Genomic DNA, 12,579 nt, shown 5'->3' with positions numbered 1-12,579 from the left:
TTTTCCTTTGCAAACGACAAAGACTCGCTTAGAATTCTGAATCGAATCTCAATCAGGAATTCTATGAAACGAAGTCTTCTCATTTTACTTTTATTGACCTTTGTACATTGTGGCAAAGACCTTTCTCCCTTTGGTGGTGAACCAGAAGTTTCCACTCTCACTCAGCGATTGAAACCAGAATGGCCAAGTCCTAACTGGAAAGTTGTTTCCCCGGAATCCGTTGGAGTTTCCACAAGTAAACTCAAGTTAGTGGAAGAATATGCTTTCACAAGAACTGGGGATGAAACCGATCGCAAAGGAAGACGAACTGATGCTTTGGTGATTTTGCGAAACGGAAAACTCATTTATGAAAAATATGCGAGGAACTTTTCCGAAGACAAAGTACATTTAACGTGGTCAGTTTCTAAAAGTATTTTACAAACTATGTATGGAATTGCAGTCAAACAAGGACTCGTAAAGTTAGACGATCCAGGTTATTATCATTATGAACCATTAAGTCGTGATGAAGCCCATAAAAAAATCACCATTCGGCATCTTCTCAATATGTCTTCCGGACTAGCCGCCGAAGAAGGATATGAAAGTGGTCCTTTAAAATCTTCTGTGATCGCCATGTTGTATACCAGAGGTCGTAAAGATATGGGTGCTTTCTGCAGTGGACTTCCTCTTCGTGCAGAACCAGGAACCCAGGTTTATTATTCTAGTTGTGATACCAATATTCTCTCTGCTATTCTCAAAAAAGTTTATGGTGCCGAAGAATATGACAAACTCCCCTTTGAAAAAATATTCAAACCTCTTGGAATTACGAACGTAACCTTTGAACGAGATGGATCCGGAACTTATGTTGGTTCCTCCTATCTTTATATGACAGCCAAAGATTTAGCCAAAATAGGTTATTTATATTTAAACGATGGAGTATGGAACGGTGAACGTTTGTTACCTGAGGGTTGGGTTCAGTTTACAAGAACACCTGCACCTGGGTATAAAACCACACCATATTCCGAGGATTTAGACCAAGACAATTATACTGCCCACTGGTACGCCAATACAGGTGTACCCGAAAGAGGAGTTCACGAACCCTGGCCTGATGCACCAAAAGATACGTTTGCTGGCCTTGGACACTGGGGACAAATGTTGTATGTAATCCCAAGCCTTGACCTAATCATTGTTCGGTTTGGTGATGATCGCGAAAAAGCGTTTATCAAAAATGATTTTTTAAAATTAGTGAAAGAGTCGGTAATTCGGTAATCTTATGAAAAGAAAAATTTCTGTGATCCTATCATTGTTGTTTTTATTTATTTTGTTTTGGGCACAATGGAATTGGAAACATCTATCTAGTTTTCCATCCATTATCTCTAGTTTTTATTCCAAAGAGTATTGTAGTTGTTACTTTGTGATGCAACTTTCCGAAGAACAGTGCCATGACTTTGCTCGCCAGTGGGTTCCTATCAGCGAATTCAAATTGGACAAAGAAAATATGTCCGTGACTGTGAAGGGACTTGGGCGAACCAATACGGCAAAATACCAATCACAAGAATACGGTTGTACTCTTGTGACAGAGTAAGGTAAATACTAACGATAATAACGAATCCCGGGAAAGATGAAGTTGATTCCAAAGATAAGACCTTTGGATTTAACTTCTTCTGGAACGGGACCAAAATTTTGTCCTCGGATCGAATCCATACAAGCTTGGTCTACCACTACCTGGCCTTGTGAGGTCACCAAACGAACATCCAAAACTTGGCCTTGTTCGCTTAACATAAATAAAACTTTGGTTTCCCCTTCTTTGATTCCCTCTCTTGCCACTACACCTGCCATATCTCGGTAAGCATAGTTGCCACCACCTGGTGGTGCAAAAGATTCCTCAATTCGTTTTAACATGTTTTTAAAGTAATAATAACCTGCTAATTGTTTGGTGGGGATGGTGAGAGCTTTGGCCCCGTCCCACCGAAATAAAAAGTCTTGTTGGAACCTATAGTTAAAAGGGATTTTTGTCATTTGCCCAGAACTTGCGGACTGGTTCGGACTTTCTTCTGCATTGGAATTGGTTTTAGGATCAGCTTTAAAAATCCCTACTTCAAAAAGTTCTTCTTCTTTGGATTGTTCTGATTTGGGTTGGGCTTTGCTTGGAGTGGAAGCTGAACTCCCCATGATGAATTCACGAAATTGTGTGAGGGTATGGAATCCTTGTTTTTCAGTGAGGCCACCACCACCCGACGAATCCTTGTTAGAGAGAGCTTTGTATTCATCTTTTTTGTCTGGGTTGATGAACTGTTGTTCCACCAGAACTTCGTAAATTTTTTCCTGTTCTTTTGGCCCTAACATTTCTGCAGCTTGTTCTTCGGCCAACATCTTCCAAAGCATATTTCTCGTGATGAGATGTGCGAGTACAAAGGAAACAATAAGGATGACAAAGGTGAAAGCGAAGAAAAGTCTTCGTTCCCCTTCTTCCTTTTCAGGCAACCGGAAATCAAAAGAGAGTTGGACCATTTTCGCGATTTTCCCCGATATTTCCAGTATACACAATTCCCAAATGTTCGTAAGCCTTTTTCGTAGCCACTCGCCCTTGTGGTGTGCGGTCAATGAGACCCACTCGGACAAGAAATGGTTCGTAGGTGTCTTCTAAAGTGCGTTCTTCTTCCCCGAGAACCACGGCGATGGGTTTGATTCCTACAGGCCCACCACCATAACGATGGATGAGGATGTCCAAAATTTGACGATCCACGGCATCGAGTCCCAAATGGTCCACTCCCATCCTTTCAAATGCAAACTTGCAAGTTTCTAAACTAACAGAAGTTTCATTGCGAACTTCGGCAAAGTCTCGAACTCGTTTTAAAAGGTGGTTGGCAATCCTTGGAGTTTTGCGACTTCGTTTTCCAATCTCCATTGCCACCCCTTCTCCCAGAGAAACTCCGAGAAGTTTTGCAGAGCGATCCACGATGATTTGCATTTCCCCATCGGTATAAAAATCCAGTTTGAGATGGATTCCAAACCTGGACTTTAAGGGTTCGCTGACAAGACCGGAGCGTGTGGTGGCACCAACGAGTGTAAAAGGTTGGAGTTGGATCTGGAGGGCATTGGCAGTGACTCCTTCACCTACCACAAGGTCCACAAAGAAGTTCTCCATCGCAGGATAAAGTAACTCTTCTTGTTTTTTGATAAAGCCGTGGATTTCGTCGATAAAAAGGACTTCGTTGGTTTTGAGTAAAGTTAGGAACCGAACAAGATCCGCACCCTTCGAGATAGCAGGTGCGGATGTGGGAGTAAAGGCCACTGCCAGTTCATTGGCAATGATATTGGCCAGGGTGGTTTTGCCGAGGCCAGGAGGACCGGAAATGAGAACATGGTCGAGGGGGCTCTTTCGTTTCCGAGCCGCCTCAACATAAACCGAAAGATTGGCTAGAACCTCTTTTTGTCCGATAAATTCGGATAATTTTGTGGGGCGAAGGCTCGGTTCATCTTCGCCCGGTTGGATCCAATCTTCTCTTAAACTCACCTCAATTGGGTTTCTGCTCTGGAGTGATGGAAGTCAAGATTTCATTTTTATTTCGAATGATTTTTATCTCAATTCGTTTTCCAATTTTAGAAGTTCTAACAAAACCAATCAACTCTTCAGGTGTTTGGATTTCTTTTCCGCCCATTTCTACAATCACATCATATAGTTTCAAACCCGCTTTATCGGCAGGGGACCCTTTGATGATTTGGCGGACAATGGCACCTTTCGTGTCTTTTAACTTCAACTGCTCCACATCTTCTTCGTTGACTGCATCAAGGCCCACACCAATCCACGGACGAGTGACTTTTCCGTTGGTTTTGATTTCTTCAGCAACTCTCCGTGCTTCGTTGATAGGAATGGTAAATCCAATTCCCACAGAGCCACCTGATTGAGAAGCAATCATACGATTGATCCCGATCACTTCGCCTCGGATGTTCAGGAGTGGACCACCACTATTTCCTTGGTTGATGGCAGCATCGGTTTGGATGTATGATAAACCAGAGGAATCAATTCCTCCGCGTTGGACGGCCGACACAACACCTACGGTAAAGGAATGTTCGAAACCAAGTGGAGCACCAATCGCGATGGCCCAGTTTCCTACTTTTACTTTATTGGAATCGGCAAGTACGATCGGACGAAGTGTACCCTTGGGAGCATCTATCTTGAGTAAGGCGATGTCCATTGTTTCATCTGAACCAATAAGTTTGGCATCAAAGGTTTTTTGATTTTTAAACTTCACTGTGAGTTTGTCCATGTCTTTGATCACATGGTGGTTCGTCATAATATAACCATCTTCGTTCAGGACGATCCCAGAACCAAGACCGGATTGTTTTTGTTTCATCACACGACCTGACCCACCAGGACGCCCAAAAAAATGATCAAAATACGGATCACCCGAAAACGGGTGTTGTTGGACATTCACAGTCCTTTCCGTGGCAATCGATACCACGCTTGGTGATACTTTATCAAATACTTCTTGGAAGGCATCTTCCAAAGCCACAGCTTGTGTTTGAGCGGGAGACAATTTATCAGTCCCATCTGCTTTTAATTGCAGTGGGTTCTCGGAAGAATTTCCGCAAGTGAGGATGGGTGACAAAAATGTTCCCAAAAGCAAAAAACTAAAAGCAATGGCAAGGTAACGTAATGGATTCGTTTTTTTTAAAGTCATAGACACTAAGCACTCTCTCCTACTTATATAAGACCCCCGAAGTTCCAGGAAAGTTCTCATTTCTTGGGATCGTTTTTTTACAAAAAAACTTGAACATTTTGTTCCAAACCAAACTAGTCTTAGTATGGCAAAACGAGTTTTGATTCCCCTCTGTCCCGGCTTTGAAGAAATGGAAGCCATCATCCTCATTGATGTTTTAAGAAGAGGAAATGTTGAAGTCATCTCAGCGGGAAAATCAAAAGATCCCATCCTTGCTGCAAGAAAAACCTTTCACTTAGCAGACAAAACTTTCTCGGAAATCAATTCCAGTGAATTTGATGCCATCCTTCTTCCGGGTGGACTCGAAGGAACCAAACAACTCATGGCGGATCCAGAAATTAGTTCCATTCTAAAATCCTTCCAACAACAATCAAAAATGATTGGTGCCATTTGTGCGGCTCCGAGTGTGCTTAGAAATTTAGAAATCATTTCCGGTAATGATCCTTATACTGCCTTTCCTTCATCCAATGATTTGGCAAAAGGAAAAGGAGGAAAGTATACAGGAGAAAGAATAGTATCACATAACAATATCCATACGAGTATTGGCCCTGGTTCTGCTTTTGAATTTGCTTTGTATATTTTAGAAATGTTGGAAGGAAAGGAAGTAATGGAAAAAGTGAAGGTTAGTTTACAACTTCCGTCATAACATTAACAAAAAAAATCTACGAAAAAAGCGCACAAAACTTTGATTATTCGGAAGATTCTCTTTCTTCCACAAGGGAAAGGACGGCATTTTCTTCCGTATCAAACACTTCCAAATGGCTTTCCATGCCTGTGAGTTTGAATACCTTTGCCACCGAACCATGAACACTACAGACTTTTAAATTTCCATGGTACTTTTTTAGTTTGTACATGGCTGTCACAAGTGTCCCAATTCCGGAACTATCCATAAAGGGAACCTTTTCTAAGTTCACCACAATTTCGTATTGGTGTTTGCGCATTTTATCATCCAGAATGTCTTTCAATTCTTTTGCGTTGTACAAATCAACCTCACCTTCAATGGTGATAATGGCAACTTGGTTGGATGACTTCTCGTGGATGATCATTTGTAATGAGTTTGCATTTCAAAGGAGAATGAAAAGTCAAAAATTACATTCGAAAGACACCAAATGGTTTTCTTTCTTCTTTCCTTCGACTGAGAACAGACAAGGCTCTTCCTAAAACTTTCCGAGTATCAGCAGGATCAATGATCCCATCATCCCAAAGGCGGGCCGAGCTATACACAGCAGAAGACTTCTTTTCATAATCTTCTAAAATTGGTTTTTTAAAAGTCACTTCTTCGTCGGCTTGGATGGATTCTCCTGCTGCTTCCTTTTGGTCTTTTTTCACGGTCCAAAGAACATTGGCAGCTTGTTCTCCCCCCATCACAGAAATCCGAGCATTGGGCCACATCCATAAAAATTCAGGAGAAAATGCACGACCGCACATTCCGTAATTCCCTGCACCATATGAACCACCGGTAACTATTGTTAGCTTAGGAACTGTAGTCGTAGAAACTGCATTTACCATTTTGGCACCATCTCGTGCAATCCCATTGTTTTCGTATTTTTTCCCCACCATAAACCCAGTGATGTTTTGTAAGAATAATAATGGGATTCTTCTTTGGTCACAAAGCTCAATAAAATGAGAAGCCTTGAGGGCCGACTCGGAAAACAAAACTCCATGGTTGGCAATGATGCCTACAGGGTATCCATACACTTCAGCAAACCCAGTGACGATGGTTGTGGCATATAGTTTTTTAAATTCATGAAACCTGGAACCATCCACAATCCTTGCAATGATTTCTCTGGGGTCGTATGACTTTCGGGCATCTCTTTCGATGATTCCATAAATCTCTTCTGTAGGATACAGAGGTTCTTCTGTTTCTTTGGGGGCTGATTCTAATTTTACATTAAGATTTTTAACAATAGAACGTGTGATTTCCAGAGCATGAAAATCATCTTCTGCATAATGGTCTGTCACCCCAGATACACGACAATGTACGTCAGCACCACCTAACTCTTCACCTGTGACCACTTCCCCGGTGGCTGCTTTGACAAGCGGAGGTCCACCTAGAAAAATGGTTCCATTCCCTTTGACAATCACAGACTCATCGGACATAGCGGGAATGTAAGCTCCACCTGCAGTGCAGGACCCCATAACCACTGCTATCTGAGAAATTCCTTTGGCACTCATGCGTGCTTGGTTGAAAAAAATACGTCCAAAGTGGTCTTTATCAGGAAAAACTTCATCTTGCATGGGTAAAAATGCCCCACCAGAATCTACCAAATAAATACAAGGAAGGGAATTGTTTTCAGCAATCTCTTGGGCACGAACATGTTTTTTGACTGTAAGAGGATAATAGGTTCCTCCTTTGACTGTCGCATCATTGGCAACAATCATACAATCAACACCTTCTACCTTTCCAATTCCGGTGATGATACCTGCAGAAGGAACGGGATCAGGATACACACCTTCTCCTGCCAAACCACAAATCTCCATAAACTCTGTCCCCGCATCAATAAGTTCGGCAATTCGTTCTCTTGCAGTCAGTTTCCCTCTTGATTTATGTTTTTCGAGGGCTTTTTTACCGCCACCTAACTTTACATTATCGATAACCTTACGAATGGGGACTAATGTTTCTAAATAAGCCGTACGATTTGCAACAAAATCGGAGGTTTGTGGGTTCGTCTTAGAGATGATTCTTTCCATATTAATCCTTATTCTGTTTGTTAAAATGAAAGGTTTTTGTTTTTTTATGCGAGAAGGAATCTACAAAGTAGTGGAGTTTTTCAAAAACCACTTCCGGACATTCTTCCATTGGAAGGTGTTTTGCGGGAAGGAAAACTAGGCTACTGGTACGAAGTGTTTCTTTCATGTATTCGGTTTGGTTTGGAGAAATACGAAAATCTTCTTCTCCTAAATAAATTTGACGTAGACCTACAAAATTTTTAGCACCTTCTTCAATTTCACGAAGTGCATGTGTAGAACGATCCACATTTCGAACAAACTCTAAAGTATTTTTTCTCGCCTTCCCCTCGAATAACAAATGATACATGGTTTTTTCCCATTCATAAGAAAGATGATGAGTTTTTTTCACGAGAAATAACTTATAAAATAGCCGAAGCAGCGGGGGCCGAAATAAAAAAGAAAAAACTTCTCCAACTAACGGTAAACGAAGAAAATGAAGAGGAAAATAAAATCGAAACTTTGGCAAATTCATAAATCCACCTAAAATGGATAAGGATTTATATTGATTTGCATGTTCTTTAAATGTAAAACATAAGATTGGAAGTGCATAATCAAATGCCACAACATGAACCTTTTTATCTCCCACCACCTTTTCTAAAAATGGTGCCAAATAATGAGCTTGGAGCCTATGAGAGAGAGGTCCATCTGGTCTTGTGCTGAAACCAGTTCCCAAAAAATCTAGAGCGATTACTCTGTAATGTGTAGATAACAAATCTACCAATTTACGATAGTTATATGAGGTTGTCATAAATCCAGGCAAAAGAAGAATAATTTCATCCCCCTTCCCTTCATCTAAATAGAAAAAACGTAAGTCATCAATTTCTACAGTTTTTCCAGAATTGATATGTGATAACAAACTGGGTGTCATGTTTACTCCGCAAAACTTCCGTATAATTTTCTTAAATACTCTTCTTCAAATTCGAATAGGTTCATTCCACGGCGAGCCATGATTTTTTTAGTATCAAAAAGAAACTCTTCTAATCGATACCTCCCACCCAGTTTGATCCAAGTGAATGGAGGGACATAACCTTGGATTCTTGATTCAACTATATTACTAGCTATATCAAATACAGTTCCCGTGTTGGACATCACTCCAATCGCAAGTTTTGTAAATGGTCCAATGAGAGAACCAAACTTAATTGTCCCTGTGTTCACAATAATATCAGCAATCTTTAACTTCACAATTCCATAATTGTTTTTTAAATCACTGGTTGTAGACAACGCACCTAAGTTTACCCAAGTAGAAACAAAACTATGACCGAGAAAACCTTCATGGTGTTTGTTGGTGTAATCCAGAAGAATCGAGTTTTCGACTTCCCCGCCAACCCTACACTGGTTTCCAATGAGGCATCCACCAGTGATCCTTGCATTGTCGATTTGGGTATTTTTTCCCACAAAAAGTGGGCCTTCTAAAAAACTAAACGAGGAAATTTTGACTCCATCTTCAATGAGGATTGGTCCATGGGTTGTATCAAAAACTACACCTGGATACACTACGGCAGCGGGATGGATATAAAGATGTTTGTCTTTTCCAACAATATGAAATCCAGATTGTTTTGCTTTGTATTTTTGGCGAAACCGTTTCCAATCTTTTTCTAAAGTGAGAGTGTCTTCAATGATAGAAGTGACAGTTCCTAATAGTTCCCAAGGCAAATAAGAATCAGAACTATAAATTGAATCATAGGTAGATAAGTTGGCAGGTAAAACATGTGGATACCTATGAAAGATTAGTTTTTCAAATTCTATGTTGGGACCTTTGTAAAAAATCTTTGCCCCAGGATATTTTCGTTCTAATTTTTCAAGTAAAGTGATACCACCAAGATTCCATTCAAAAAATGAATGAAACCTAGATAAGGGTTCAAGAGACGGATTTCTTTTGGAATCGTCAAGTAAAAGATTCACTGTTTACTCCACAGTTACAGATTTCGCCAAGTTTCTCGGTTGATCCACATTACATCCCCTAAGGATTGCTATGTGGTAGGATAAAAGTTGTAATGGAATCACAGCAAGTAAAGGAACAAGTGCATCAGCTGTCCTTGGAATTTCAAATGTAAAATCTGCCATGGATTTTATATCAGTATCCCCTTCTGTTACTATGGCAATTACCTTTCCTTTTCTCGCTTTCACTTCTTGGATATTGGAGATCACTTTTTCATACGATCCATCTTTCGTAGCAATGAACACAACAGGCATATCTTCATCAATGAGTGCGATCGGCCCATGTTTCATTTCCGCAGCAGGATACCCTTCCGCATGAATATAAGAAATTTCTTTCAGTTTCAGTGCCCCTTCCAATGCTACAGGGAAATTAAAACCGCGTCCCAAATAAAGGAAGTTAGACGCACGATAAAAGTTATCAGCAATTTTTAAAATTTCTTCATCTTTAGTTAGAATCTTTGCCACTTTATCCGGAATGGAATCCAATTCGAGAAGAAGAGTTTGGTAATCCGACAAAGAAATAGAACCTTTTTTTAATCCTAGATACAAGGCCATCATCGTTAAGATACTAACTTGCGAAGTGAAAGCTTTTGTAGATGCCACACCAATTTCAGGGCCAGCATGTAGATAAGCGCCTGCATGAGACGCACGTGCAATGGAAGAACCCACAACATTACAAACTCCAAAGATAAGTGCGCCTTTCGATTTTGCAAGTTCAATGGCAGCAAGTGTGTCCGCCGTTTCTCCCGATTGGGACACAGCAATGATCACATCTCTTTCTGTCACAATCGGATTACGATAACGAAACTCAGATGCGTATTCTACTTCTGTAGGAATCCGAGCTAGGTCTTCAAATAAATATTCACCGATGAGTCCTGCATGCCAAGAAGTTCCACATCCCACAAGGATCAAACGATCTGCATTTAAAAAACGATTTAAGTATTGATCAATCCCACTCAGGAACAAATGGTGTTCCCGAGATACGAGACGTCCTCGCATGGCATCACGCACAGACTTAGGTTGTTCAAAAATTTCTTTCAACATAAAGTGTGGATACCCACCTTTCTCTATGTCCTCCAAATCCAATTCTAATTTTTGAATGAATGGAGTTTTGGTCACGTTTTCTAAATTTTTAACAACAAGACTTCCGTCTTTGATGATGGCCATTTCCCTATCATTGAGATAGGTCACATTGTTCGTATATTCAATGATAGGTGTTGCATCAGAAGCAACAAAGTATTCCTCTTCACCAATTCCAATCACAAGAGGAGAACCTTTCCTTGCAGCAATCATCATTCTTTCATTTTCTTTCGATAAGATTACAATGGCATAAGCTCCAACAACTTCATTCAGAGCCAGACGAACCGCTTCCTCAATGGAACAATTGTTTTGTTTTTTGATTTCTTCGATTAAATGGATTAAAACTTCAGAATCTGTATCTGATTTAAAAATATGTCCGTTGCCTTCTAATTCTTTTTTGATGGATGCATAGTTTTCGATGATCCCGTTATGGATGATTGCCAATTTACCATCAGAACTTGTATGTGGGTGTGCATTACGATCATTAGGTTCCCCATGAGTGGCCCAACGGGTGTGTCCAATTCCAAGAGTAGCAACTAACTTACGATTACCGATTTCATTTTCTAGGTCGGCAACTTTGCCTTTCTTTTTAACAATCTCAAGTCCACCATTTAACAAAGCAACACCGGCACTATCGTATCCACGATATTCCAGACGTTTGAGACCTTTGATGATGAGAGGGAGTGCCTCTCTTTTTCCTAAATAACCTACGATTCCACACATTGTTTTACCCTCTTTAAGGTAGCTTCCAAATCAGCTTTGGATTTAGTTTCAGTAATGACACGAAAGATTGGTTCTGTATTGGAAGGACGTATGTGAATCCAAGAATCCGATACATACATCCATAGTCCGTCCTTTTCGGAAATGACCTTTGGAGAAAATTCTGACTGGAATTTTTCATAAAGACTTTCCAAAGACATTCCCTTTGCCAAAGGAAAGGATTGTTTTTCCATAAAAAGAGAAGGTAATTCATCCAAGAGGGCATCCACAGATTTTCCGGTTTCAGCCATCAGATTTAAAATATGTGCGATTCCGGACAAAGTGTCCCGACCAAATGATGGAATTGTTGGATCAATCACCCCACCATTCCCTTCCCCACCAAACACAGCTTTGGTTTTAATCATTTCTTCCACGACATTGGCTTCGCCCACTTTACTACGAATGACTTCTGCACCAAATCGTGTTCCTACTTCTTCGTTTAAAAAAGAGGTAGAAAGATTCACAACGACTTTGGCTTTTTTCTTAGCCATTGATAAAACATTCATGAGTGCTAAAGGCAATGTGTATTCTTCGGAAACAGCACCACGTTTAGGTGAAAATAAAACAAGTCTATCGGCATCAGGATCCAATGCAAATCCAATCTCTGCTTTGGATTTTTTGAAATATGGTTCTACTGATTTTAAAGCAGCAGCAGTAGGTTCCGGTGGCCTTGGAAACGTTCCATCAGGATTACAATTGTGAGCCACAACTTTGCAACCTAACATCTGCAAAAATTTAGGAACTACATAAGAACCGGCACCACCAACTGCATCCACAAAAACTGTGAATTTTTTCTTTTTAATTTTAGCGACATTCACTCGTTTCAAAACGGAAGACAAATGTAGATCAATATAATCTTCACCAGAATCGATATATCCTTTTGGCGAAATTTGTTCTTTAGAATAAGATCCATTTTGAATGATGGATAGAAGTTTCGTGTTTTCCTCTGCAGAAAAGAAAAAACCTTTTTTTGAAATAAATTTAAATGCATTCCAATCCATTGGATTGTGTGAGGCGGAAATCATAATTCCACCATTCGCTTTTGAAAGATTCACAACTGCTTTGGTAGTAGGAGTGGGAACAAGCCCCAGTGTTAAAACAGAATTCCCGGATGCTAACAATGCTGAGGTGAGAAGTGACTCTAAATAAGGACCACTTGGTCTTGAGTCCCGCCCAATCACCGCTGTCCCACCATTCATAATAGAAGCAAAAGATTTAGAGAATGCCAAAGCTTCCTCTAAACCAAATCCTTGTCCAATTTTTCCCCGGACACCGGAGATAGAAATCATAAGTGAGGACAGATCATACTCTTTGGTAAATCGCATACAATACTATCAAAGCTGGGGGATTCCCACTGCAAGTCTATCTTTTT

12 protein-coding genes are annotated in these 12,579 nt (G+C 40.4%); 3 read left to right on the top strand and 9 right to left on the bottom strand.

Annotated features, from left to right (window positions below):
• Positions 1 to 63: 63 nt before the first annotated feature.
• Positions 64 to 1,245, top strand: coding sequence for a serine hydrolase domain-containing protein (locus tag CH364_RS01540; protein WP_100741871.1), 1,182 nt, complete (start codon positions 64 to 66; stop codon positions 1,243 to 1,245).
• Positions 1,246 to 1,249: 4 nt separating this feature from the next.
• On the top strand, positions 1,250 to 1,561 hold the full coding sequence (locus CH364_RS01535) for a hypothetical protein (RefSeq protein WP_100741870.1): 312 nt from the start codon (positions 1,250 to 1,252) through the stop codon (positions 1,559 to 1,561).
• Positions 1,562 to 1,569: 8 nt separating this feature from the next.
• Here the strand turns inward: CH364_RS01535 and CH364_RS01530 are convergent, their stop codons facing one another.
• Genes CH364_RS01530 through CH364_RS01520 form a run of 3 tightly spaced genes read right to left on the bottom strand, consistent with a single transcriptional unit; the run spans position 1,570 to position 4,661 of the window.
• Positions 1,570 to 2,487 (bottom strand): energy transducer TonB, encoded by a 918-nt coding sequence (locus tag CH364_RS01530; RefSeq protein ID WP_100741869.1) that lies wholly within the window; start codon positions 2,485 to 2,487, stop codon positions 1,570 to 1,572.
• Entirely contained in the window at positions 2,468 to 3,493 is a 1,026-nt protein-coding gene (gene ruvB, locus CH364_RS01525) for a Holliday junction branch migration DNA helicase RuvB (protein ID WP_100741868.1), read from the bottom strand. Before ruvB ends, CH364_RS01530 begins: the two co-directional genes overlap by 20 nt.
• A gap of 1 nt (position 3,494) precedes the next feature.
• On the bottom strand, positions 3,495 to 4,661 hold the full coding sequence (locus CH364_RS01520; protein ID WP_207762199.1) for a trypsin-like peptidase domain-containing protein: 1,167 nt from the start codon (positions 4,659 to 4,661) through the stop codon (positions 3,495 to 3,497).
• Between the two features lie 124 nt (positions 4,662 to 4,785).
• Here CH364_RS01520 and CH364_RS01515 point away from each other — a divergent pair, with 124 nt between their 5' ends.
• The gene (locus CH364_RS01515; protein WP_100741866.1) at positions 4,786 to 5,346 is read left to right on the top strand and encodes a DJ-1 family glyoxalase III; all 561 of its coding nucleotides are present in this window, start codon (positions 4,786 to 4,788) and stop codon (positions 5,344 to 5,346) included.
• Positions 5,347 to 5,389: 43 nt separating this feature from the next.
• Here the strand turns inward: CH364_RS01515 and CH364_RS01510 are convergent, their stop codons facing one another.
• The 6 genes from CH364_RS01510 to glmM are packed head-to-tail and all read right to left on the bottom strand — an operon-like array spanning position 5,390 to position 12,532.
• Positions 5,390 to 5,746 carry an STAS domain-containing protein gene (locus CH364_RS01510; RefSeq protein ID WP_100741865.1) on the bottom strand — a complete coding sequence of 119 codons (357 nt, stop codon included), beginning with the start codon at positions 5,744 to 5,746 and terminating at the stop codon, positions 5,390 to 5,392.
• A gap of 43 nt (positions 5,747 to 5,789) precedes the next feature.
• The gene (locus CH364_RS01505; protein WP_100741864.1) at positions 5,790 to 7,391 is read right to left on the bottom strand and encodes a carboxyl transferase domain-containing protein; all 1,602 of its coding nucleotides are present in this window, start codon (positions 7,389 to 7,391) and stop codon (positions 5,790 to 5,792) included.
• Position 7,392: 1 nt separating this feature from the next.
• Positions 7,393 to 8,298: an alpha/beta fold hydrolase gene (locus tag CH364_RS01500; RefSeq protein WP_100741863.1), complete on the bottom strand. Its 906-nt coding sequence runs from the start codon at positions 8,296 to 8,298 to the stop codon at positions 7,393 to 7,395.
• Between the two features lie 2 nt (positions 8,299 to 8,300).
• The gene (locus tag CH364_RS01495) at positions 8,301 to 9,332 is read right to left on the bottom strand and encodes a GlmU family protein (protein ID WP_100741862.1); all 1,032 of its coding nucleotides are present in this window, start codon (positions 9,330 to 9,332) and stop codon (positions 8,301 to 8,303) included.
• A gap of 3 nt (positions 9,333 to 9,335) precedes the next feature.
• Complete coding sequence (glmS, locus tag CH364_RS01490; protein ID WP_100741861.1) at positions 9,336 to 11,171, bottom strand: glutamine--fructose-6-phosphate transaminase (isomerizing); 1,836 nt, start codon at positions 11,169 to 11,171, stop codon at positions 9,336 to 9,338.
• Positions 11,156 to 12,532: a phosphoglucosamine mutase gene (gene glmM, locus CH364_RS01485; RefSeq protein ID WP_100741860.1), complete on the bottom strand. Its 1,377-nt coding sequence runs from the start codon at positions 12,530 to 12,532 to the stop codon at positions 11,156 to 11,158. The genes glmS and glmM overlap by 16 nt, the downstream gene beginning before the upstream one ends.
• Positions 12,533 to 12,579 lie beyond the last annotated feature (47 nt).

Source organism: Leptospira harrisiae (genome assembly GCF_002811945.1).
GTDB classification, from domain to species: domain Bacteria; phylum Spirochaetota; class Leptospiria; order Leptospirales; family Leptospiraceae; genus Leptospira_A; species Leptospira_A harrisiae.
The sequence above is the reverse complement of the archived record's forward strand: the minus strand, read 5'-3'. Positions and strand labels throughout refer to the sequence as shown.